The sequence below is a fragment of the Pseudoalteromonas sp. Isolate6 genome, assembly GCF_022398435.1.
Lineage (GTDB): Bacteria > Pseudomonadota > Gammaproteobacteria > Enterobacterales > Alteromonadaceae > Pseudoalteromonas > Pseudoalteromonas galatheae.
Map to the genome: position 1 here is coordinate 12,167 of NZ_JAKEVK010000019.1, position 22,707 is coordinate 34,873.

At 44.4% G+C, this 22,707-nt stretch carries 20 protein-coding genes; 14 read left to right on the forward strand and 6 right to left on the reverse strand.

All coding sequences use genetic code 11. From position 1 onward, the window contains the following. Positions 1–92: 92 nt before the first annotated feature. A complete protein-coding gene (tolC, locus tag L1D50_RS04620) occupies positions 93–1,439 on the reverse strand; it encodes an outer membrane channel protein TolC (protein ID WP_128728606.1) in 1,347 nt (448 codons plus the stop codon). Positions 1,440–1,686: 247 nt separating this feature from the next. Between tolC and L1D50_RS04625 the strand changes: the two genes are divergently transcribed. The 8 genes from L1D50_RS04625 (at position 1,687) to L1D50_RS04660 (ending at position 11,150) form a co-directional block, all read left to right on the forward strand. Then, entirely contained in the window at positions 1,687–2,298 is a 612-nt protein-coding gene (locus tag L1D50_RS04625; protein WP_128728605.1) for an NUDIX domain-containing protein, read from the forward strand. An 11-nt stretch (positions 2,299–2,309) separates the two neighbouring features. Continuing rightward, positions 2,310–2,765 carry a DUF1249 domain-containing protein gene (locus L1D50_RS04630; protein ID WP_239965615.1) on the forward strand — a complete coding sequence of 152 codons (456 nt, stop codon included), beginning with the start codon at positions 2,310–2,312 and terminating at the stop codon, positions 2,763–2,765. Further along, a complete protein-coding gene (locus L1D50_RS04635) occupies positions 2,752–3,516 on the forward strand; it encodes a metallophosphoesterase (RefSeq protein WP_128728603.1) in 765 nt (254 codons plus the stop codon). Before L1D50_RS04630 ends, L1D50_RS04635 begins: the two co-directional genes overlap by 14 nt. Continuing rightward, the gene (locus tag L1D50_RS04640; RefSeq protein WP_239965616.1) at positions 3,501–4,064 is read left to right on the forward strand and encodes a YqiA/YcfP family alpha/beta fold hydrolase; all 564 of its coding nucleotides are present in this window, start codon (positions 3,501–3,503) and stop codon (positions 4,062–4,064) included. Before L1D50_RS04635 ends, L1D50_RS04640 begins: the two co-directional genes overlap by 16 nt. Before the next feature lie 77 nt (positions 4,065–4,141). Further along, positions 4,142–6,031, forward strand: a complete 1,890-nt coding sequence (gene parE / locus L1D50_RS04645; protein ID WP_128728601.1) for a DNA topoisomerase IV subunit B — start codon at positions 4,142–4,144, stop codon at positions 6,029–6,031. Between the two features lies 1 nt (position 6,032). Continuing rightward, complete coding sequence (locus L1D50_RS04650; RefSeq protein WP_128728600.1) at positions 6,033–7,142, forward strand: PQQ-dependent sugar dehydrogenase; 1,110 nt, start codon at positions 6,033–6,035, stop codon at positions 7,140–7,142. A gap of 8 nt (positions 7,143–7,150) precedes the next feature. Then, positions 7,151–9,454, forward strand: a complete 2,304-nt coding sequence (parC, locus tag L1D50_RS04655) for a DNA topoisomerase IV subunit A (RefSeq protein WP_128728599.1) — start codon at positions 7,151–7,153, stop codon at positions 9,452–9,454. Positions 9,455–10,586: 1,132 nt separating this feature from the next. Next, positions 10,587–11,150, forward strand: a complete 564-nt coding sequence (locus tag L1D50_RS04660; RefSeq protein WP_128728598.1) for a phosphoribosyltransferase family protein — start codon at positions 10,587–10,589, stop codon at positions 11,148–11,150. Positions 11,151–11,208: 58 nt separating this feature from the next. Here the strand turns inward: L1D50_RS04660 and L1D50_RS04665 are convergent, their stop codons facing one another. Beyond that, positions 11,209–11,865 carry a Crp/Fnr family transcriptional regulator gene (locus L1D50_RS04665; protein ID WP_128728597.1) on the reverse strand — a complete coding sequence of 219 codons (657 nt, stop codon included), beginning with the start codon at positions 11,863–11,865 and terminating at the stop codon, positions 11,209–11,211. A gap of 284 nt (positions 11,866–12,149) precedes the next feature. Here L1D50_RS04665 and L1D50_RS04670 point away from each other — a divergent pair, with 284 nt between their 5' ends. Continuing rightward, the gene (locus tag L1D50_RS04670; RefSeq protein ID WP_010379202.1) at positions 12,150–12,368 is read left to right on the forward strand and encodes a YgjV family protein; all 219 of its coding nucleotides are present in this window, start codon (positions 12,150–12,152) and stop codon (positions 12,366–12,368) included. On the opposite strand, the gene L1D50_RS04675 is transcribed toward L1D50_RS04670, so the two are convergent. Further along, positions 12,359–13,999: an amidohydrolase gene (locus L1D50_RS04675; RefSeq protein ID WP_128728596.1), complete on the reverse strand. Its 1,641-nt coding sequence runs from the start codon at positions 13,997–13,999 to the stop codon at positions 12,359–12,361. The two genes, L1D50_RS04670 and L1D50_RS04675, sit on opposite strands and share 10 nt — an antisense overlap. Positions 14,000–14,107: 108 nt before the next feature. On the opposite strand from L1D50_RS04675, the gene L1D50_RS04680 reads away from it, so the two are divergent. Further along, on the forward strand, positions 14,108–14,608 hold the full coding sequence (locus L1D50_RS04680) for a DUF1543 domain-containing protein (protein WP_128728595.1): 501 nt from the start codon (positions 14,108–14,110) through the stop codon (positions 14,606–14,608). Positions 14,609–14,625: 17 nt separating this feature from the next. On the opposite strand, the gene L1D50_RS04685 is transcribed toward L1D50_RS04680, so the two are convergent. After that, entirely contained in the window at positions 14,626–14,853 is a 228-nt protein-coding gene (locus L1D50_RS04685; RefSeq protein ID WP_128728594.1) for a hypothetical protein, read from the reverse strand. 409 nt (positions 14,854–15,262) lie between these two features. Between L1D50_RS04685 and proB the strand changes: the two genes are divergently transcribed. From proB to gltX, 4 genes are all read left to right on the forward strand, one after another. Continuing rightward, the gene (proB, locus tag L1D50_RS04690) at positions 15,263–16,408 is read left to right on the forward strand and encodes a glutamate 5-kinase (RefSeq protein ID WP_138521989.1); all 1,146 of its coding nucleotides are present in this window, start codon (positions 15,263–15,265) and stop codon (positions 16,406–16,408) included. 63 nt (positions 16,409–16,471) lie between these two features. Continuing rightward, entirely contained in the window at positions 16,472–17,440 is a 969-nt protein-coding gene (locus L1D50_RS04695) for a GGDEF domain-containing protein (RefSeq protein ID WP_138521987.1), read from the forward strand. Between the two features lie 85 nt (positions 17,441–17,525). After that, on the forward strand, positions 17,526–17,891 hold the full coding sequence (locus tag L1D50_RS04700) for a glutaredoxin (protein WP_128728591.1): 366 nt from the start codon (positions 17,526–17,528) through the stop codon (positions 17,889–17,891). Between the two features lie 83 nt (positions 17,892–17,974). Next, a complete protein-coding gene (gene gltX / locus L1D50_RS04705; protein ID WP_239965617.1) occupies positions 17,975–19,462 on the forward strand; it encodes a glutamate--tRNA ligase in 1,488 nt (495 codons plus the stop codon). Positions 19,463–19,579: 117 nt separating this feature from the next. Here the strand turns inward: gltX and L1D50_RS04710 are convergent, their stop codons facing one another. Next, entirely contained in the window at positions 19,580–21,595 is a 2,016-nt protein-coding gene (locus L1D50_RS04710) for a methyl-accepting chemotaxis protein (RefSeq protein ID WP_128728589.1), read from the reverse strand. A gap of 233 nt (positions 21,596–21,828) precedes the next feature. Next, positions 21,829–22,626 (reverse strand): symmetrical bis(5'-nucleosyl)-tetraphosphatase, encoded by a 798-nt coding sequence (locus L1D50_RS04715; RefSeq protein ID WP_138521985.1) that lies wholly within the window; start codon positions 22,624–22,626, stop codon positions 21,829–21,831. Positions 22,627–22,707 lie beyond the last annotated feature (81 nt).

Sequence of the window (22,707 nt, forward strand, 5' to 3'; positions counted from 1 at the left end):
AGACTTAATTTAAGCGGCTAGTTTATCTATATTGCTGTAAAAATACAAAAAGCCAGCATAGCTGGCCTTTTCAGAGGTGATAATCGAAGTACTTAGCCTTCAATCAAACCTTGGTTGATTGCTTCAAGGTCGGCACGAGATAGCGTACCTGCAGCTTGCTTTAAACGTAGCGATGATAGTACATAGCGATAACGAATATCAGCAAGGTTACGCTTCGCGTTATAAAGGTTTTGTGTGCTGACCAGTACGTCCACGATGGTACGAGTACCTACATCAAAACCAGCTTCCGTTGCTTGCAACGCACTTTCTGCAGAAACAACTGCTTGCTCTAGCGCACGGTAAGTTGCAACGTCAGACACCACTTGGTTATAAGACGTGATCACTGAGCGCGTCATGTTACGCATTGCCGCTTCCATATCTTCGCTGCTAGCAACAAAGTTTGCACGAGCTTGATCGGTTGCTGCAACCGTACGACCACCTGTGTAAATTGGTACGTCTAACGTTAAACCTACTGAAGTTCTGTCACTACGTGGTGCGTGTTGTCTACCTGCACTGTCAGCTAATGAATCAGAATAAGTAGCGTTTAAGTTTAGTGTTGGGTAGTGTCCAGCTTGAGCCAAATCAATTTGATCTTTGGCGATGTCTACCGCAGATTTTGCAACTTGAAGATCTAGGTTCTTCGCTTTTGCAATCTCGATAAAATCGCTCGTATTTTGCGTAGGCTTTACCGTTGAGAAGGTTTCAGTATTCAACTTATCTAGTTTAGCGTGATACTTACCCGTAATTGTACGTAATGTTTCACGTGCCGTTTCAACAGCATTACCCGCTATAATTTCGTCAGCAACTGCACGGTCAAATTGCGCTCTTGCTTCATGCACGTCTGTAATTGCAGTCAGACCTACTTCGTAGCGCTGTTTTGTCTGCTCTAGTTGACGTTCAATAGCACGCTTCTCTGCTTGTACAAATTCTAAGCTATCTAATGCGCTTAGCACATTAAAATAGCCTTCAGCGATACGGACGATCAAAGTCTGCTTTTGCTGCTCATATTGAGTCGATGCTTGCATTGCACGTTTTTCAGCGATCGATAGCCCCTGCCAAGATGCCATATTAAAAATGGTTTGGTTTAGGGAAATTGAACGTTGAAAAGTATCTGTGTCAGACTCATGTAATGTATAACCTGTGCCGTCATGTTGCTCGCTCAACGCACCTTCTGACGTGACATCGGTATAGCTCATTTGAAAGCCAAGCTGAGGTAGTAATACACCTAACGCTTGGTCTTGAGCATATTTTTGCGCATCAGCCTGCGCTTTAGCTTTTAATACGGTAGGATCGTTAGCAGTTGCAATGTCGTATACTTGCAGTAGGTCTTCCGCGTGGGACAGGCTGCTTGAAAGTGCGCACGACAACCCAACGACTAATGATAGTAGAGTTTTTTTCATTTTTCGCTCAGTCCTTAGACAATTTTTATACTGTCAGCATGTTACCCTGTTTTTGCGGCCCAATTAAAGACCCAATGCGTAAATCATCGCCAACAAGTGTAACAGAATATATTAATACCACTTGGGTATTGTAAAGTGGAAAAAGTTAAAGGTAAACGACTTCGTTTACTTATTCAGGCATGACCCTAATATAAGGGTGATTGGTTAGCTTTTAAACCATTGCTGTAAAAAAATGCAGGATTATTTTATGAAACCTTTGAGTCAGTTCAGTAAAGTCGATGTCACTGTTTCTTCAATCGAAACAATCTTCAATGGCTTTTTTACCATTCACAAGTACCAGTTTACCCATGCACTATTTAATGGTGGGGTATCAGAGCTTATAACACGCGAGATCTTAGAACGCGGTCATGCAGTTGCAATACTGCCGTACGATCCTATTACTGATAGCGTGCTGCTTATTGAACAAGTTCGAATAGGGGCGTTGGCTTCAAAAAGTTCCCCTTGGCTTTTGGAATGTATTGCAGGTATGGCTGAAGGGAGCGAAGATTATGAGTTTGTTGCGAGAAAGGAAGCCAAAGAAGAAGCTGGACTTGAGCTTGATAAGCTCATTTATATGCGCTCTTATTTATCAAGCCCTGGTGGTACAACAGAGCGACTATATTTGTATTTAGCGCTTGCTGATTTATCTGAAGCGGGTGGAGTCTATGGGCTGGCTGAAGAAGGCGAAGATATCAAAGTGCATGTAATGCCATTTGATGAAGCCCTCGCGCGCCTTGATAATGAGGAAATCGATAACGCTGCCACTGTAATTAGTCTACAATGGTTGGCATTAAATAAAGCGCGGATAGAAGCAGTTTAGGAGTCGTATTTTTGTCACAAGTGCTGAGCTCAAAGCAGTATATTCAATCTCTGCCCCGTTATATCACACTGTGCGAACGTAATTATTTACGGGCGCTAAAATTGCTACCTGAAGAAGTGGTCGGCGAAAGCCGAGTGATTGACTTAGCGTCTGCACGCTACTGTTTGAGCGTAGCTGGGGTCAGTAAATACACAACGGACGTTCACATCGAGCAAATGGCGACGATAAGCGCCCATTTACCACACTTTTCGTTGTCTGTGCGCCTTTATCATGATGCTAAAGTGGCCGAAGTCATTCACCGTGATTATCATCGCCGAATAAAGCCATCCTATGATTACCCAAATCCAGATATGCATCAAAAAGATGAAAAATATCAAATTAATGCGTTTTTAGCTGATTGGCTTATGGTGTGCTTAGAAAAAGGCCGCGTGCATTTAAACTGGGATGTTAACAATGGCTTGGTTTGATCTTGAGCTACAGTTCGATACTGCGCAAATTCGTATTGGCCATTTTACGGATTGTCATTTGTTTGCCACGCCCGCTGGGGAATACTTTGCAGTAAATACCGCCGCTAACCTTAAGCGCACTCTGGCCGCGATGGCCAAGGAGCATTTTGATTGTGTGGTGTTTGGCGGTGATTTAACACAAGATCACAGTGCGGCTTCTTATCATGAGTTTGCCCGTATAGTGAGGGAGAGTGAGTTGCAATGCCCTGTGCTTTGGGTGCCGGGTAACCACGACGAGCTAGCTTTACTCGAAGAAATGAGTATAGGGCAAATCGTTCGTCATAAGCGCATCTCAGGTCCGTTTGGCCAAGTGCTATTGTCAAATTCAAAAGGTGAAACTCCCGCCGGATGGTGCGCTAAGTCACACTTAGCGGCGCTCAAAGACATGCTTAACAATAATACGATTGTTTTTACTCACCACCATCCTAGGCCGATTGATGGCTATTTAGATAAACACATGCTCGAAAATGGTCCTGCACTGTTAAACCTGTTGGTGGACTCAGGGCAAGCTTCAGGGCTATTTCATGGTCATGTGCACAATGAATATCAACAACAATTTCGCACTTTACCTATCTATGCTACGCCTGCAACATCAATCCAATTTGATAAGCACACAAAGGACTGGTGTCAGTCTGATTTGGGTCCTGCTTATCGTGTCATCGCATTTAGTAAAAGCGCTATAACAACAGAGGTAAAATGGCTCGGAAAGTAGTTTATATTCACGGCTTTAATAGCTCTGAGCTATCCTATAAAGCAACGGCATTTGGTGAATATATGTTGGATAAACAAACGCCATATATTGTTCCAAGACTGCATTATGACCCGAGAGTCGCATTGGCACAGTTGGATAGCGTCATTGATTCTGATACTGTGTTATTAGGTAGCTCGTTAGGCGGCTATTACGCCACCTACTTTTCGCAACATCTTGGCTGTAAAGCGGTGGTGATAAACCCTGCAGTTAGGCCTTTTTCATTATTAAATGGCTACCTTGGACCACAATACAATCCTTATCAGGATTGTCATTATGAGCTGCTGCATGAGCATATTGATGCGTTAAAATCCTTGTATGTCGAGCAGCTTAGTAATCCAGAAAACTTGCTATTATTGCAACAAACGGGCGACGAGGTGCTGCCTTTTGAAGAGGCTGTGCGTTATTATAGCCACTGTCGTCAAATTATTGAGTTTGGTGGGGATCATAGCTTTATTGAATTTCCACGCTATTTTGACACCATCACCAAATTTTTAACTATCAAAAATTAGAATTTATGCACAAAGCTCTGCTCAAAGCTGTACGTTGTGCATATACTAGCGGATAAAAAGATAACTAGAACTAGCCTATGAGTCAGCAAAACTATAATGCCGAAGCTATTGAGGTACTCAATGGCTTAGAGCCAGTTAAGCGCCGTCCAGGCATGTATACCGATACCACCAGACCTAATCATTTAGGCCAAGAGGTTATCGATAACAGTGTCGATGAAGCCTTAGCCGGACATGCCACCAAAATTGACGTGATCTTGCACGAAGACAACTCTTTTGAAGTCATCGATGACGGTCGAGGAATGCCTGTGGACATTCACCCAGAAGAGGGCGTGCCTGGGGTTGAATTGATCCTGACCAAACTTCATGCCGGGGGCAAGTTTTCCAATAAAAACTACCAGTTCTCCGGTGGTCTTCATGGGGTGGGTATATCAGTTGTTAATGCGTTGTCGACTCGAGTCGAAATTACCGTTAAACGCGATGCGCAAATCTATGAAATGGCATTTGAAAACGGCGATAAAGTCGAAGACTTACGAGTGACAGGAAGTGTTGGTAAGCGTAATACCGGCACCTCAGTACACTTTTGGCCCGACGCGAGTTATTTTGACTCAGCTAACTTCTCAATTACTAAGTTAAACCACTTGCTCAAAGCCAAGGCTGTATTGTGTCCTGGGCTTAGAATTCGTTTTGTAAATAAACAGACGAAAGAAACGCAAGAATGGCACTATGAGGCAGGTCTTGAGGATTACCTAAAAGACAGCGCTGAAGGCTATGAAGTGCTGCCGAAATCTCCATTTACAGGCAGTTTCAGTGGCTCAACCGAAGGGGTTGATTGGGCGCTTCATTGGTTGCCAGAGGGCGGCGAATCTATCGCTGAAAGCTATGTAAACCTAATTCCAACGGCACAAGGTGGAACCCATGTAAATGGGTTACGCCAAGGCTTACTTGAAGCGATGCGGGAGTTTTGTGAATTCAGAAACCTGATCCCGCGTGGCGTGAAACTGACGCCTGATGATGTTTGGGATCGCTGTAGTTATGTCTTGTCGGTTAAGATGCAAGACCCACAATTTGCCGGTCAAACCAAAGAAAAGCTGTCATCGCGTTCGTGCGCTACCTTTGTATCTGGCATTGTCAAAGACGCCTTTAGTCTATGGTTGAACGAACACACTGAAACTGCAGAGTTACTTGCTGAACTGTGTATCAGCAATGCGCAAAAACGTTTGCGTGCTGCGAAAAAAGTGGTTCGTAAAAAAGTCACTTCGGGTCCTGCTTTACCGGGTAAATTAACCGATTGTTCTGGAAGTGAAACCGAACGCTCAGAAATCTTTTTGGTGGAAGGGGATTCAGCAGGTGGCTCGGCAAAACAAGCACGAGACCGCGAATTCCAAGCAATCATGCCACTGCGCGGTAAAATCCTAAATACCTGGGAGGTGGAATCTGGGCAGATCTTAGCCTCGCAAGAAGTACATGATATTTCTGTTGCCTTAGGTATCGACCCTGACTCTGAAGACTTATCTGGTCTACGCTATGGTAAAATATGTATCCTTGCGGATGCAGACTCCGACGGACTTCATATTGCTACTTTGTTATGCGCGCTCTTTGTAAGACACTTTCCAGAGCTTGTTCGTAAGGGACATGTTTTTGTTGCTATGCCGCCGCTATTTCGTATCGATGTTGGTAAGGAGGTTTACTATGCTCTTGATGAAGATGAGAAAAAGGGCATTTTAGACCGTATTGAGGCCGAAAAGAAACGCGGTAAAGTTAACGTTCAGCGCTTTAAAGGATTGGGTGAAATGAACCCGTTGCAATTGCGTGAAACCACTATGGATCCAAATACTAGGCGTTTAGTTCAGCTGACATTAGATGAGCCTGAGCAAACCCTCGAAATGATGGATATGCTGCTAGCTAAAAAGCGCTCTGGCGACCGTAAAATTTGGCTTGAACAGCACGGAGATAAGGCAGAGGTTTAACATGAAAATACATAGTAAATTGACCACGATAGCGACGACGCTGGCAGCTGCGCTATTAAGCTCACAAGCACTGGCAAACGATATGCTTTCGCGCCTTTCAGTACCTAAAGGGTATGAGCTGAGCTATTTTGCTAAAGATGTTGAGAATGCAAGACAAATGGCGGTGGGCAAAGACGGCACTGTGTACGTTGGCTCTCGCAAAGCGGGCAAAGTTCACGCACTCATTGACAATAATCGTGATGGTGTAGCCGACAAGAAAATCTTAGTTGCAGAAGGGCTGAATATGCCCTCCGGTATCGCCCTAAAAGATGGTGACTTATATGTTGCTGAAGTTGAGCGTATTGTACGTTTTAAGCAAATCGCAAAAAACCTCAAGGCACCGATAAAAGAAGTGGTGTTCGATGATTTGCCTGACAAACGTCACCATGGCTGGAAGTACCTGACAGTATCGCCTGAAGGTGAACTGATCATTCCTGTTGGCGTGCCTTGTAATATTTGTGCCGAAGACCCGAAGTTTGGCCGTATATTTTCACTAAATCTTGAGACGAAAAAGCTTTCGACGATTGCCAAAGGCGTGCGTAACTCAGTGGGTTTTGATTATCACCCAGTAACCGGAAAGTTATGGTTTAGCGATAATGGTCGCGACATGATGGGAGATGACATTCCACCATGTGAAATTAACCGCGTTGACGAAATAGGTCAGCATTTTGGCTTTCCGTATGTTCATGGCGGCAGTGTGCTAGACCCTGAATTTGGCGAGGGTAAATCGGTGACTGACTACACCATGCCAGCACTTGCATTACAAGCACACGTTGCACCGCTGGGCATTCACTTTTACCGTGGCGAGCAATTTCCAAAGGCAATGAAACATCAGCTTTTTGTTGCTGAACATGGCTCTTGGAACCGCAGCAAAAAGGTGGGCTATCGAGTAATGCGAGCAAACGTGCAAGATGGCCAAATTAGAGGCTATGAGCCTTTCCTTACCGGCTTTATGGAAAACGAAACAACCTATGGTCGACCTGCCGCAATTGCAGAGCTTAGCGACGGTAGCCTGCTCGTTTCCGATGATTACGCCAATGCGATATATCGCATCAGCTACAACAACAAGTAAGGTGTAACATGACAGATCCTCAAGCCTTGTCCTTGCAAGGCATTGAACAACTTCCGATGGGGCGTTTTACTGAAGATGCCTACCTGAACTACTCCATGTATGTGATCATGGATAGGGCGTTGCCGCATATTGGCGATGGCCTGAAGCCTGTACAACGTCGTATTGTATATGCGATGAGTGAGCTGGGCTTATCTGCTCAAGCAAAATACAAAAAATCTGCCCGTACCGTCGGTGACGTATTGGGTAAATATCATCCTCATGGCGATAGTGCTTGTTATGAGGCCATGGTTCTCATGGCGCAGCCGTTCTCTTATCGCTATCCGTTGGTGGATGGCCAGGGTAACTGGGGCGCTGCGGATGATCCTAAGTCATTTGCTGCGATGCGTTATACCGAGGCGCGTTTATCTAAGTTTTCAGAAGTACTGCTGAAAGAGCTTGGTCAAGGTACGGTTGATTGGACCGCTAACTTTGATGGTACCTTAGATGAGCCACAAGTGTTACCCGCGCGTTTACCACATATCTTATTGAATGGGGTGACAGGTATTGCGGTGGGAATGGCAACTGATATTCCACCGCACAACGTGCGTGAAGTTGCTGAAGCTTGTTGTTTGTTATTGGATAAGCCTAAATCCGAACTAGAAGAAATTCTAGAATTGGTCAAAGCGCCTGACTATCCAACCGATGCGGAAATCATTACGCCGCAAGAAGAAATCAAAAAGCTTTACACCACAGGTCGAGGCTCAATCAAGATGCGTGCTGTGTACACCGAAGAGCAAGGCGAAGTGGTGATCACCGCGTTGCCACACCAATGTTCGGGTGCCAAGGTGCTAGAGCAGATAGCAGCGCAAATGACAGCGAAGAAACTCCCCATGGTAGCGGATTTACGTGACGAATCGGACCATGAAAATCCGACGCGTATCGTCATCGTACCGCGCTCAAATCGAGTTAAGGTCGAGCCATTAATGGCACACCTATTTGCCACGACGGATCTTGAAAAGAACTACCGTGTTAACATCAATATGATTGGTTTAGACGGCCGTCCACAAGTTAAAGACTTGCGTCAGATTTTATCTGAGTGGTTAGTATTCCGTCGTGAAACGGTACGTAGACGTTTGCAGTATCGTTTAGACAAAGTACTTGCGCGTTTGCATATTCTTGAAGGTTTGATGATTGCGTTTTTGAATATCGATGAAGTCATCGAAATCATTCGCAACGAAGACAAGCCAAAAGAAGAGTTAATAGCGCGTTTTGGTCTTTCAGATAAGCAGGCAGAAGCAATTCTAGACCTGAAATTACGCCACCTTGCAAAGCTTGAAGAAATGAAGATCCGTGGTGAGCAAGATGAGCTTGAAAAAGAGCGCGATGGACTGGAAAAAACCTTAGGCTCTGAACGTCGCATGTCGACGTTGATGAAAAAGGAAATTCAAGAAGCTGCTGAATTGTATGGCGATGATAGACGCTCACCGGTAGTTGAGCGTGGTGAAGCCAAAGCGCTTAGCGAAAAAGATTTGATCCCATCAGAGTCTGTAACTGTTGTGCTATCTGAAAAAGGTTGGGCGCGTTTTGCAAAGGGTCACGATATCGATGCTGAAGGACTAAATTACCGCTCAGGAGACAGTTATAAAGCTTCTGCGAAAGGCAAGAGTAATCAGCCTGCGGTGTTCTTGGATACCTCAGGGCGAGCCTTTGCAACCGATGCGCATAGTTTACCTTCAGCCCGAAGTCAGGGTGAACCGATGACGGGTCGCTTTAACTTGGCGCCAGGATGTAACTTTGAACATGTAGTCATGGGCGAAGAAAAGTCGACTTACCTGATGGCGACTGATGGCGGTTACGGCTTTATTAGCGATTTTGCCGATATGGTGAGCAAAAACAAAAATGGTAAAGCGTTCGTTAGTGTACCAAAAGGTGCCCATTTGATGGCGCCAATTCAAGTATTCGATGTTGCCACCGATATGTGTATGGCGATTTCGAGCGAAGGCAGAATGCTGCTATTCCCATTACGTGATTTACCTAAGCTTGGTAAAGGTAAGGGGAATAAGATTATCTCAATCCCTAGCGCGAAAGTGCAAAGCCGCGAAGAGTTTGTCAAAGTGTTAGCGGTAGTACCTGAAGGTGTTTCTGTTACCTTACATGCAGGTAAGCGCAAGCTAACCTTAAAGCCGAGTGATTTAGAGCACTATTACGGTGAGCGAGGTCGTAGAGGTAATAAGTTACCGCGCGGATTACAGCGTGTTGATAGCTATGACTTAGAGCACAGTGGTGGCGAGACACCAGAAGGCAATGACGCTAGCGTAGATACCGAAGAATAACCGATATAGGCCGCCCACCGCGGCCTTATTTTTATCTCTTGAAAACCATCGCGAGGTGAACTCGCTCCCACCAAATTAACAACCCTGTGTAGATTTCTGTTCATCCATTGAACTTTGTGTAGGAGCCGGTTCACCCGGCGATCTTTTAGCAGCTTAGCACATCGCGAGGTGAACTCGTTGCCACCAATTAAATAACGCTATGCGGTGTCTGTTCACCCATTGAACTTTGTGTAGGAGCCGGTTCGCCCGGCAATCTTTTAGCTGCTTAGCACATCGCGAGGTGAACTCGCTCCCACCAAGTAAATAACACTATGTAGGTGTCTGTTCACCCATTGAACTTTGTGTAGGGGCTAGTTCACCCGGCGATCTTTTAGCAGCTTAGCACATCTCGAGGTGAACTCGGTGCCACCAAGTAAATAACACTATGTAGGTGTCTGTTCACCCATTGAACTTTGTGTAGGATCTAGTTCACCCGGCGATCTTTTAGCTGTTTAGCACATCGCGAGGTGAACTCGCTCCCACCAATTAAATAACGCTATGCGGTGGCTGTTCACCCATTGAGCTTTGTGTAGGGGCTAGTTCACCCGGCGATCTTTTAGCTGCTTAGCACATCGCGAGGTGAACTCGCTCCCACCAAGTAAATAACACTATGTAGGTGTCTGTTCACCCATTGAGCTTTGTGTAGGGGCTAGTTCACCCGGCGATCTTTTAGCTGCTTAGCACATCGCGAGGTGAACTCGGTGCCACCAAGTAAATAACACTATGTAGGTGTCTGTTCACCCATTGAACTTTGTGTAGGGGCTAGTTCACCCGGCGATCTTTTAGCAGCTTAGCACATCGCGAGGTGAACTCGTTGCCACCAATTAAATAACGCTATGCGGTGTCTGTTCACCCATTGAACTTTGTGTAGGAGCCGGTTCACCCGGCGATCTTTAACTTTAGGATACGGCGTCCCAAATCAAAAATGAAAATAAAAAGACACTATTATTGCAGCATTTTATTGCGCTTTACGTTAAAATATTCGGTTATACCAATCACACAAGTGCCTATGACTTGCAAATAATTGTAATTGGTATCAATTGGCAGCGCTTGCTGCTTGTCACCATTACACGGGCTTCCTAACGGGGTATTTATGTCAGATAAGTGCTATATCACAGCGCAACAATTGCTAGAAGATTCATTTCGCTTAGCCGCTAAAGTTTATGAAGACGGATTTAGACCTGACTTTATTATCGGTATTTGGCGTGGTGGTGCGCCTATTGGTATTGCAGTTCAAGAATATTACGATTACAAAGGTATAGAGACTGATCATATCGCAGTGCGTACTTCTTCTTACTATGGCATTGGTAAGCAATCTAAAGAAATCAAAGTACACGGCCTGCATTACATCGTTGAAAATGCAAATGCTGGCGATTCATTACTAATCGTTGATGATGTGTTTGACTCTGGTCGCAGCATTTTTGCGTTGAAAGAAAAGCTCGCAGAGCTAATGCGTTTGAACTTGCCTAGCGATATTCGTGTTGCTTGCCCATACTACAAGCCTGCGAACAAGAAAGTACCAATGACACCAGATTATTTTATTCACGAGTCTGATGAGTGGCTGGTATTCCCTCACGAGCTATCAGGTTTAACACCGGAAGAATTAGTGGATGGAAAGTCTGACTTAGCAAATATTAAACACCTATTTGCAAAATAAGCTAATCAGTACTCAAGGGCGAGCAAGTACTCGCCCTAGTTATTCTTATCGAGAAAGATTAAGCTTGCGCGAAGCTATCAACAAAATCCTCAAGCGCATCAATATCGACCGGCTTTAAGCCTTCACTACTGCGTACTATCAAGCCCTTTTCGACCAATTCACTGACCACACGACGATATGCACGCTCAGTGGTCGCAAATCTTTCGGCTTCAGCACTTACCGTTGAGTAGGCACGAAGTAAAGTTGGATTTGAATTCTCGGCACGTAATAAGCAATCTTTAGCGATGTTGTAACTAAGCGGGAGCAGCAACTTGTCTAAATTTATCTTTTGATTTTCAGTAAACTTAGCGGCGATGGTCTGCGCGGTATATAGGCTCAGTTCCGGTTGCTCTAGTAGTAATTTTCGCCAATATTTTAGCTCAATGAGGTGATAGGTTACATCACTCAAGCAAGTCACGGTATAAATACAAGGCTGGTGATTCAGCGCTTCGATTTCACCAATTAGCGTGTTGTTACAGTCCAGCTGACCGAGCAATAAGCGGCGGCCGTTACCGACATCATAACTAAAAGACACAGTACCACTGGTCACCAATATGAGTTTACTCAATGGTTCATCTTGGTGGATCAAGACTTCTTTTTTGCTGTGCTGAAAACTATTACCAGCAAAAGCGAGTAACTGTTCGACCAAATTGGTTGAAAAATGATATTGAAACATCTAGATGGCTCTTCGGACAAATGTCCTATTTATTAAACTATAATGACGTTAGCATGAATTTTTCAGTTTTACGCTAACTCACACCGTTTAAGTAGTATCGGTTTTATCTCAGCGCTGTGGCGAAGAATTTAATAAACGATATTACCATTAAACCCCCACTTCCCGTGTTAGAGCTAATTTATTGGTGCTAATTTCTAGGGGCTTGTGGGTTAGCCTTTTTATTCTGCTCGATACGTAAATCCGAGCATAAACTATATGCTAACGCAACTTAGGGGAGAGGACAAATGAGTTGGGAATATTTAGGCTATTTAGCCTCTGCTTTTTTGGTCGTTTCTTTGATGATGAGCGATGTTGCTAAGTTGCGTTGGTTCAATTTAATGGGTTGTATTTGTTTTACTGCCTATGGTGCACTTATACAAGCTTGGCCGGTGGCATTAACTAATGGTCTATTGGCACTAGTTAACACCTACCACTTGGTTAAATTACAAAAAGATCAACGCTGATATTTAAGTTCACCTGCAATCCACGTCTGCTCGACTTTAATATCATCAATTTTATCTTCGGTTACGGTAAAGTAATCTTGGTCAATTAAAATAAAATCGGCCCACTTTCCTTGTTCTAAACTTCCCAGTTTATACTCTTGAAATGCGGCATACGCAGCATCAACAGTAAATGCTTGTAGTGCTTGTTCTCTGCTTAGCTTTTCTGTTGGGCGCCAGCCATCTTTGGGTAAATCCTGATGGTCTTGTCTGGTGATTGCGGCATGCAGACCATGGAAGGGGTTTGCAAGCTCCACTGGAAAGTCAGAACCCGCCGCCACTCTACTTCCTTGCTTTAAGAATGTTTGCCATGCGTAAGCGCCGCTAAGTTGTTTGTCGTCTAGGCGCTTTTCGGCCATATGCATATCAGATGTGGCATGAACAGGCTGCATTGATGGAATGATATCTAACGTCTTAAAGCGGGGGATATCATCTGGATGGACAATTTGTGCGTGCTCAATGCGATTTCTGAGCAGTCTGCCACCTGCTTTTTTAAAAACGTGTTGGTATGAGTCGAGCACGATGCGATTCGCTCTATCGCCAATGGCGTGCGTGTGTGCGCTGTAGCCGCTGCGTATGGCTTGGGTGATCAATGCTTCAAGCGTCGCTTGATTTTCGAGCATCAGCCCTTTGTGGCCTTTGCGATCATGATAGTCGCGAATAAGTGCCGCACCTCGGCTGCCAAGTGCACCATCAGCATAAATTTTTACACTACGAATAGAGAGTTGATCTCGTGTATCTTTGATTACTCCGGCGTCTAACATCTCCGCGAGTTTAGGTGAGCTTGCACTGAGCATAGCGTAGACACGTAGAGGCATTGAGTGTTCCTTAGCGCGTGCTTGGTAAACCTGCCACGTAGTGTAGTCAATCCCGGCATCATGGGCTGAGGTAATGCCTAGACTCAGCAAGTGTTCTCCGGCTTTATTCAGTGCCTTATTTACCTGTGCATCCGACTGAGCAGGGACATGAGTGCGAATAAGATCTTCCGCTTTGTCGATAAAAATTCCGCTCGGCATACCGCTATTCAGTGTAATGATTTCACCGCCTTCAGGCGTCTTTGTTGATTTCGAAATGTTGGCAAGCGCCATCGCCTTTGAGTTTACCCAAATAGCATGACCATCTACTCGAGTGAGCATGACGGGCTTATCTTTTACGTATTTGTCGAGATCGGCTGCGGTTGGGAACTGTCCGCCGGGCCATAAGGTTTGATCCCAGCCTCGACCTATTATCCATTCACCTTCATGGGTTTTTGCGTAGTGGCTAAGCCGCTTTCCTACTTCTGCAATGGTTTTGCTACCGCGTACGTCGAGTGTGAGTAAATTGTTGCCAAGGCCTATGATGTGGCCATGTGCATCAATTAAACCAGGTAATAGGGTTTTTCCCTCACCATCAAATTTGGTTGCACTCGGATATTGGGCGCTGAGATCCTTTGGACTCGTTTTTACGACTTTACCGTCTTTAATGACCAAAGAAGAAAAGCGCTCAACTTGCTGTGATTTAGTCGGTGTATAACCATTTACATTGTGAATTACGGTTACTTGAGCTGTTGATGACAGGCTAAAGCTAGCCAAAAGCGCGAGGAATGTTTTTTTCATTATATTGTCCTTCACTGAGAGTGTTTATTCAGAATAATCATCTAACTCAATAAAGCCAAGTCTTTGAGTTGAGAGTATACTTGGGTTTTAAAGGAGTGGAGTGTCAAAGTGAAGTTGTTTGTTGTATACCTAGGCGGCCGTATTCAAGGTTGCCATATTGAAATGCATGATGTGCGCTTTGTCGCGGCAAATACAATTGAAGAAGCTTATCCAAAATTAAAGCAGCAATGGGTTGGTGATAAAAACTCGGTGCATATGGATAGCTACACAATCATTGAACATGCCGATGGCTATGCTATTGAACTTACCGAAGAGCGTGTTGAGCAAGCTGAGCATTTGTATTTTGTGAACTTGGGAGGATATAAGCCTGATAGTTTAGTTGAGGCGCATGACTTTGGGCTGTTCGTTGCAACGAATGCGGATGAAGCAAAAGAGAAGGCAAAAACGTTTTTGCTTAACGGCTTTAGCCATATTCATAAAGACGATTTACATGATGTGGATGACTGCTTTGCGATTGATTTATTTGATCAAAACTTAAATATCAAGCTCTCGCACAGTGGCCAATCAACACCGCTTACCCCGTTGTGGTTTGGTTATTATCCTCTATAACCAATGTGAGGGATATTCTAACCCTCACCTTCATTGCTTTCATCGTTATCTGCCTTTATAGCTATTTTGATAGCGACAATCACAATGGCGAACATTAAAAATGGCAGTGCAGCTAGAGAATACTCAACTATGTGGCTGTCTTTGTAGCTAGGTTGCAAAATAAAATGGCCACCCACACACATTAAGATCACCACAAACAGCAAAGGCAGCATCATAATCTCTTTGTTCTTTTTGTGTTTTTTCATTCTGAACTCAGCTAGTTATTCTTAATTGAACAGTGATCACTCTCTCACACACGGTGCAAAAAAGCCTTGATCGAAATCAGTGCGGCGGATTATACCAATTCACTCTGAGTTAGAAATAAAATTCATGAGTTTATACCAATTGTATTAATTAAATGAGCTATTTGAAGCGGAGGAATAGCTTTAGTAGCACCGCTCTCGCGTCCTGCTACCGCTAAGGTACCTATATCCATATAGGCAAGGCAAAAATTTTGCTATTTAGTTGTTCTAAATGAGAAATTTTTAACGACGCTAATATGGTATTTCACCCTTCAAATTGGTTGGAGAGTTAATGCAATTGGTATTATTACTTGGGAGGGGGGAAGGTCCGTGGTATAACGAAAGCCTATCGCTGTAAAAACCAACAAATACTATGACCAAAAACAATAAACAAACCATTGTTATCAAGCTCGGCACAAGTGTTTTAACTGCAGGCAGCCAGACCTTAAACAAACCCAGACTTGTTGAGCTGGTAAGGCAGTGTGTAACGTTACGCCAAGCAGGCCACCAGGTCATTGTTGTCTCTAGCGGTGCTGTGGCCGCAGGGCGCGGTGTATTACAGCAACCAATTGGTCATTCACTAGCTGAAAAACAGATGTTGGCTGCGATTGGGCAAGGCCAATTAATTCATTTATGGCAGTCATTGTTTAGTATTTACGACGTCAATGTGGCGCAAATGCTACTGACACGAGCCGATCTTGAACACCGCGAACGTTATCTAACGGCACGGGACATGCTCACTAAGCTTTTAGAGCATCATGTTGTGCCAATCATAAATGAAAACGATGCAGTGGCAACATCTGAAATCAAAGTTGGCGATAACGACAACCTCTCAGCCTACGTCGCAATTTTAGCAAATGCTGATAAATTGGTATTACTCACCGATCAGCATGGTCTCTTTACTGCGGATCCCAGAGCCAATCCAGATGCGCAGTTAATAGAGCAAGTAACACATATAAATGATGAGCTTAGAGCACTAGCGGGTGGCAGTGGTACACAGCTTGGCACGGGTGGCATGGCTACGAAGCTACAAGCGGCGGACATTGCTCAACGAGCAGGCGTTGATGTCGTGATAGCAAAAGGCAGCGAATATGACATTTTACCGCAAGTACTCAACCAAACCGCACCAAGCACGACGTTTTTGAAGTTTGACGCGCCTGTTGGAGGACGCAAGCGCTGGTTGCTTTCTGGCCCTAAATCAACAGGCAGGATAATTTGTGATAGTGGGGCTATCAAGGCGATATGTCACCAAGGTGCAAGCTTACTCGCCAAGGGAATTATTGCCGTTGAAGGCCAATTTCAGCGTGGTGAGTTGGTACAGGTATTTTGTCAAAAAGGCAAACTCAAAGCACAAGGGTTGACCAGTCTAGATAATCAAGAGCTCAGCCTTGTGCTTGGCTGCCACAGCAGTGAGTTTGCGCAGCGCCTTGGTTGTGAGAGCGCGGAGGAAATTATTCATCGTGATAATTTAGTTGTGTTAAACCAGCCTGATCATCAAGATGCGATAAATACGATATAAATTGCAGTAAATTCAGATAGCTGTTCTACACTTATTAGAGTCGCGTTTGCTAAGAGGTCTTGAATGTCTATCAGCTATTCACCTTGTGGTCATGAGTTGGCCCTAGAGCTTTTAGCGCAAAAGAGTGAACTGGTGTTAACACAGGCACTTGAACGGGTGATCTCCGGTGTTTGTAAGGAAAGTTACGCGTTTTATTTCAGCAAAAGCTTATCGGAAAAAGAAGTCCCCAAATCCATATTTGTGAGCCATCGCGACTTTTGTGTTGTGGTGGGGCCAGTGGATGCGGTGGTAGATAAATTACAGCAGCGCCAAGACGACAAACATCTCATACAATACCACGGCGATAGTGTCATCCCGTTTTATCACCAAGCTCAGCTCGTTGGTTTTTTATATATAGAAGGCCAAGTAAATCTAACCACTGCGACTTTAATGAAGCACTTACTCACTGTTTTTGCACATCAAATGGCAACGTTGTACTTTGCTCGTATCGATCCGCTCTCCGATCTACTCAATCGCCAAACGTTTGATGAAAAAGTGATGGAAATAACCAATGGGGACGGGTTTACGGTATGCCGTGATGACAGTGAAGACCGCAAGTGGTATTTAGCGATGGTAGATATCGATCACTTTAAACAGGTAAACGACAATTTTGGTCATGTGATTGGCGATGAAGTGATCCTGTTGGTAGCGCAAAAGATCAAAGCTAACTTTAGAGCAGAAGACTATGTGTTTCGCTACGGCGGAGAGGAGTTTGCGGTGCTATTTCAAAGTCGCAATGATGACTCTGCTGCAGTAGCACTTGAGCGCTTGAGAAGTACAATAGCTTCCAGCCGATTTCCGCAAGTAGAGCATGTTTCTGTGAGCCTAGGTTTTACTGAAGTGGTCGATACACTACAAGTTTCAGAGCAAGTTCATAAAGCCGATTTAGCGCTTTACCATTCCAAAGAGCATGGCAGAAACCAAGTCACAAATTACCTCACCTTAGGGTTAACTGAATCACAATACGCATGCGTGGAAATAGAACTGTTTTAAACTCACCTTATATATAGCGCTTAAAGATTATGCTAAACTCCCCAACCTATTTTTTAGCGAATTTAGCAAAGGTTTGGGAAACGTTATGCAATTTGTAAGATGGTTTTTAGGACGTCTGATTTTACTTTTTGATTTTATTTTTACCCCACGCAGTAAAAAACGTGCCGCAGAACAACAGCAAAAGCTAGATGCAATGACGGCAAACTTAAAGTTATATCAATTTAAGGCATGTCCATTTTGCGTCAAAGTGCGCCGTGCAGCCAAGCGTGAAGGGCTTAAGCTTGAAACCCGTGATGCCAAAAATGATGAGCAATATCGCCAAGAGCTGCTAGAGCAGGGTGGTAAGGTGAAGGTGCCATGCTTGCGAATCGAAGAGCAGGGCAAAGTCACTTGGTTGTACGAATCCAATGACATTGTTGCTTATCTAGAAAAGCTTGAAAAAGCAGCTTAATTCACGCGCCTTACTATGCGCTAATCAGGCGCTATGCTAGCATAGCGCCATTAATCGACTAATCTATTTTTAAGAGAATTTTGATGACTATCCGTACTCGTGTTGCACCCTCTCCAACAGGTGATCCGCATTTAGGAACGGCTTATATTGCCTTATTCAACTATTGCTTTGCGAAGCAGCAAGGTGGTGAGTTTGTATTACGAATTGAAGATACCGATCAGGTACGTAGTACTGTTGAGTCTGAGCAAGCTATCATGGACAGCTTGCGCTGGTTAGGGCTTGACTGGGATCATGGTCCGGATGTAGGTGGCGAGTTTGGTCCATACCGTCAATCAGAGCGTTCTGACTTATATAAAAAGTTTGCACAGCAGCTTGTAGATGATGGTAAAGCGTTTTACTGTTTTGCAACGGCTGAAGAGCTAGACCAAATGCGTGAAGAGCAGATGGCAGAAGGCTTGCGTCCTAAATATGACGGCCGTGGCTTACGTCTATCTGAAGAAGAAATAAAGGCAAACCTTGAAGCAGGCAAGCCTTACGTTATCCGCATGAAGATCCCAGAAGATGGCACATTTAAATTTAATGATTACCTGCGCGGTGAGATTGAGATCCCATGGGAAAACGTAGACATGCAAGTATTGTTGAAAGCTGACGGCTTCCCAACTTACTTCCTTGCGAACGTAGTAGATGACCACCACATGAAGATAAGCCATATCTTCCGCGGTGAAGAGTGGATCAACTCTGCACCTAAACTACTAAAGTTGTACGAAGACTTCGGCTGGGAAGCGCCTGTACTTGGTCACTTACCGCTACTTCGTAACCCTGATAAGTCTAAGCTGTCAAAGCGTAAAAACCCAACTTCAATTAACTACTACAAAGAAATGGGTTTCTTACCAGAAGCACTGCTTAACTATTTAGGTCGTATGGGTTGGTCAATGCCGGATGAGCGTGAAAAGTTCACTTTGGCTGAGATGATTGAACACTTTGATATGAAACGCGTATCACTTGGTGGGCCTATCTTTGATATCGACAAGCTTAACTGGTTAAACGGTCTGTGGATCCGCGAAAACCTAACCGATGCCGAGCTTATCCAGCGCTTTGTTGACTGGAAGTTTAACGGTGATATGTTGGCTCGCGTACTTCCTGAAGCCAAAGCGCGTATCAACACGCTATCTGATTTGGTGGGGCTAGCCGGTCACTTTGTAGCGGGTTTACCTGAATACGATCCCGCGTTATTAACGGCTGGCAAAGCGGACGAAGAAGTGGTTCGTCAAGCTCTGCAATTCTTTATTTGGGAATTGGAAAAGCTGCGTACGTGGAACAAGTCTGAGATCTTCTCTATCGCAAAGGCCGTTTCGACACACCATGAGTTGAAGATAAAAGAGTTCTTAGAGCCTATTTTCGTTGCTATTACAGGCAAAACATCATCGACTTCAGTAGTAGATGCGATGGAAGTGTTAGGCTCAGACCTTTCTCGTGCGCGTTTAAGAGTGGCGCTAGAGCATATTGGTGTATCTAAAAAGCAAGCTAAAAAGCTTGAAAAAGCATACCGTGAGTATCCGTCTATCGCGTAATGACGAGACTACATGAAAAAAGCCGCTAATGAGCGGCTTTTTTATTAACTGAGCTTTTAGTATCACTTAAGGTGATGAAACGCCCATGCAATCCATGAGTGTTTCATCGTTGTGTATTTATACTTTAAACTGCTCTACTGATAAGCGTAACTCTTCGGCGAGTTTAGCAACCTCAGAACTGGAAATTGAAGTTTGGCTTGCCCCTTCAGCTGTTTGCTCTGCAATGGTTACAATCGACTCTAAACGTTCGCTAATTTCCTGTGCTACTTGCTGTTGCTCATTCGCAGCGTTTGCAATCTCTTCACTCACATCGTGGGCTTGAGAAACGGCAGCAGTAATAGAGTTGAGTGCTTCATTAGCAAGGTCGCTCTGAGTTACGCATGACTCCGCCTGCTGTTTGCCTTTCGACATTGCACCTACAGCTTCTTCGGCACCAGCTTGTAAGGATTCAATCATTGCTTGAATTTCTTGAGTCGATTCTTGAGTCTTACTTGCAAGCGAGCGCACTTCGTCTGCTACCACAGCGAAGCCACGACCCTGTTCACCAGCACGGGCCGCTTCGATTGCTGCGTTTAGTGCAAGGAGGTTAGTCTGCTCGGCAATGCCACGGATAACATCCAAAATACTACCTATCGACGCGCTGTCTTGGTGTAGTTTGTTAATCACGCGAGAGGCTTCATCTACCTCTCTTGCGAGTTGCTCAATGGTATGTTTGTTCTCATGTGAGATACCTTTGACACGCTCAGCTTCTTTATCAGCATTTTTAATTTCTTGTAATGCCTGATGCGCGCTGTTACTCACACCGTGGGACGTACTACTCATCTCAGTTGTAGCGGTAGCTGCTTGCTCTACTTGCGCCTGCTGATTCTTAATTGCTTGGCTTGACTCTGTTGTGATGGTCGATGTCTCTTCGGACGCTGCAGCGAGCTGTGTTGAACGAGAAATAATGCCAGTGATAAGTTCACGCAAGCTTGAGATCAGCGTGTTACAACTTTTAGATAGTTCGCCAAACTCATCTTTTGCCGTATCATCTAAGCGCTGTGTCATATCGCCACTGGCGACAATGTTTAAAACTCGGTTTACTTCCGATAGTGGTTTCGTGATTCGGCTAACGGTAATGTAAGCAACACCCACGGCCATTAGCGTTGCCACAATCATCCCAATCCAAGTCCATAGGTTTGCTGTGCCTACATCGGCACGTACGCCTTGCTGTAAGTTAAAGGCGACTTGGCTTGCTTCAGAGAGTAAGTCATCTAGCTGAGATAGAGCGGCTTTTGTGGTTTTCTCTGCGTCTGATAATTCTTTACGCGTTTCGGCTAATGCATTGATCAAGCGTTTTTGATTTTCTGCGATGCTATTACTGCCAGTGACGGCATCTTTCAAGTTAGTGTAATAACCTTCGAGATCAGCAAACAAACTACTATCTAGTGTGCTAACTGGGCCGCGAATTAAATCAATATTACGACCTAACTCTTCAACGAGATAGCTTTGATCTCTACTTACAATTTCCAGCGTATTGATATCTTCAACAGTGACAATATCGTTGGCGCTGGTTACAACCGAAGAAAAGTTGTTTTCTAAGTTATTTGCAGCTTGAAAAGCGCGCTTGTCAGCATCTTCCAAGCCATCCAGATCGATAATATCAACTGTCACCATTGTCGCATCTTCTGCGGCAATATCGATAGTTGATAGCTGTTCTTTCAACTTGTCGCGTAGCGAAAGCTCAGATGTTTTCTCGTTTAGCAAGCTGTTCATCGCTTTGACGAAAGCATCGTAACTTTTGCCAACATCACGGCTGCTTGAGGCTAGTTTATTATTAGCGGCAACGACCTGCTGCAGCTCAGAGTAGGTTTTGTCAAAGATCTTCTGACGCTCAGTGAATTGTTGTTTAAGCGTCGCCAGCTCAGTCTCTGAGCGCGCGTAAAAACTTCCCTGAGCCATTTTGCTCATTAAAGTGAACTCTACTTGCAGCGCAGAGCTCTTCGAGAGCGCAGGTAGAGACAGGTTATTAACCTGCTGAGTTGAGTTGTCAATGTTTGCAATTCTTAATAAAGAATTGCCCCCGATAAGAAGAAGCAACAAAGTGATGGTAATAAAACCACCCCAAATACGTTGGCTAACAGTCAAATTCATAGCTGTCCTACAAAATTTACAAAGCAATACGGATACTTATCGGATTTATTGCGGATAAGTTAAGTATTTTATAGCAGATGTGACAAAAAATTTCAGTAAAAAAGGTCGGATTACAAAAAATAGCAGCTCAACGGATAAAAATAAAAGCTTCAGGTTTTCTTCGAGTGTAGTTCAGTTTAATAAAAATTGAAGTAAGTGTTTACCTTATCGTCGATTTAGGGCCGCTAAACGGGTTAACTGTGCTGATACTTTTCGCCACTGTCGATATTTACCATCGTCATAGGGCCTCCCCACACGCAGCCGGTGTCGAGGGCAATAATATTTTTTTTGTTAGTTTCGCCTTCTAAAGCAGCCCAGTGGCCGAAAAGTAGGGTAGTGTCGGCTGGTGTTTGGCTGAGTTCAAACCACGGAGTGAGATCAGCAGCATCTTTTAGGCCAGATTTGTTCTTAAGATCCAGTTCGCCATTTTGTTTTAGAAAGCGCATTCGAGTGAAGACGTTAACAATGGCTTTAAACTTATCTTGTTCACTGAGCTTATCGAGTTCAAGTCCAGGGTGAGCGCCGTACATATTTGCGTAAAACTCAGGGGCTTTTGTTGATTGATAAATAGCTTCGGCAAAGCGTGCATATTCTAGCGCTTGCGTAATACTCCAGCTTGGATGAATACCTGCATGAGAAATAAAAGTTTGCTGCGTTTCAAGCCAAATAGCGAGGGGCTGTGCACGTAACAAGTCAGCATATTTCTGGCATTTAGGACTAGCAAAAACCGCGTCTAAATTATCTTTTGGGTTCGCAGCGGTTCCCAAAGCAAGACAAGCTAAAAAGTGGAGATCGTGATTGCCGAGTGTAATGCTAATAGAGCCAGCATGTTGATAGAGGAACTCGAGGCAAGCAAGTGAGTCAGGCCCTCTGGCGATGATGTCACCGACAAAATATAAATGGTCTTGGCTTGGGTTAAAGTCGACTTGGTCGAGTAGCCCGATGAGTGGAGTGAAGCAGCCTTGCAAGTCTCCAATTGCGTATTTTGCCATCTATTACCTGTGTTTTTTATAACTCGATGTTTTTATTCCGATGTCTAACATGTATGAGGAACGCGGGCAAACCCGCTTCCG

What these genes read in the sequence shown, in the direction of transcription:
- L1D50_RS04710 (WP_128728589.1), bottom strand. Translation starts at nt 21,595, where the DNA reads ATGAATTTGACTGTTAGCCAACGTATTTGGGGTGGTTTTATTACCATC.
- L1D50_RS04665 (WP_128728597.1), bottom strand. Translation starts at nt 11,865, where the DNA reads ATGTTTCAATATCATTTTTCAACCAATTTGGTCGAACAGTTACTCGCT.
- L1D50_RS04685 (WP_128728594.1), bottom strand. Translation starts at nt 14,853, where the DNA reads ATGAAAAAACACAAAAAGAACAAAGAGATTATGATGCTGCCTTTGCTG.
- L1D50_RS04635 (WP_128728603.1), top strand. Translation starts at nt 2,752, where the DNA reads ATGGCTTGGTTTGATCTTGAGCTACAGTTCGATACTGCGCAAATTCGT.
- gltX (WP_239965617.1), top strand. Translation starts at nt 17,975, where the DNA reads ATGACTATCCGTACTCGTGTTGCACCCTCTCCAACAGGTGATCCGCAT.
- L1D50_RS04625 (WP_128728605.1), top strand. Translation starts at nt 1,687, where the DNA reads ATGAAACCTTTGAGTCAGTTCAGTAAAGTCGATGTCACTGTTTCTTCA.
- L1D50_RS04715 (WP_138521985.1), bottom strand. Translation starts at nt 22,626, where the DNA reads ATGGCAAAATACGCAATTGGAGACTTGCAAGGCTGCTTCACTCCACTC.
- L1D50_RS04650 (WP_128728600.1), top strand. Translation starts at nt 6,033, where the DNA reads ATGAAAATACATAGTAAATTGACCACGATAGCGACGACGCTGGCAGCT.
- tolC (WP_128728606.1), bottom strand. Translation starts at nt 1,439, where the DNA reads ATGAAAAAAACTCTACTATCATTAGTCGTTGGGTTGTCGTGCGCACTT.
- L1D50_RS04695 (WP_138521987.1), top strand. Translation starts at nt 16,472, where the DNA reads ATGTCTATCAGCTATTCACCTTGTGGTCATGAGTTGGCCCTAGAGCTT.
- L1D50_RS04640 (WP_239965616.1), top strand. Translation starts at nt 3,501, where the DNA reads ATGGCTCGGAAAGTAGTTTATATTCACGGCTTTAATAGCTCTGAGCTA.
- proB (WP_138521989.1), top strand. Translation starts at nt 15,263, where the DNA reads ATGACCAAAAACAATAAACAAACCATTGTTATCAAGCTCGGCACAAGT.
- L1D50_RS04700 (WP_128728591.1), top strand. Translation starts at nt 17,526, where the DNA reads ATGCAATTTGTAAGATGGTTTTTAGGACGTCTGATTTTACTTTTTGAT.
- L1D50_RS04675 (WP_128728596.1), bottom strand. Translation starts at nt 13,999, where the DNA reads ATGAAAAAAACATTCCTCGCGCTTTTGGCTAGCTTTAGCCTGTCATCA.
- parC (WP_128728599.1), top strand. Translation starts at nt 7,151, where the DNA reads ATGACAGATCCTCAAGCCTTGTCCTTGCAAGGCATTGAACAACTTCCG.
- L1D50_RS04670 (WP_010379202.1), top strand. Translation starts at nt 12,150, where the DNA reads ATGAGTTGGGAATATTTAGGCTATTTAGCCTCTGCTTTTTTGGTCGTT.
- L1D50_RS04660 (WP_128728598.1), top strand. Translation starts at nt 10,587, where the DNA reads ATGTCAGATAAGTGCTATATCACAGCGCAACAATTGCTAGAAGATTCA.
- parE (WP_128728601.1), top strand. Translation starts at nt 4,142, where the DNA reads ATGAGTCAGCAAAACTATAATGCCGAAGCTATTGAGGTACTCAATGGC.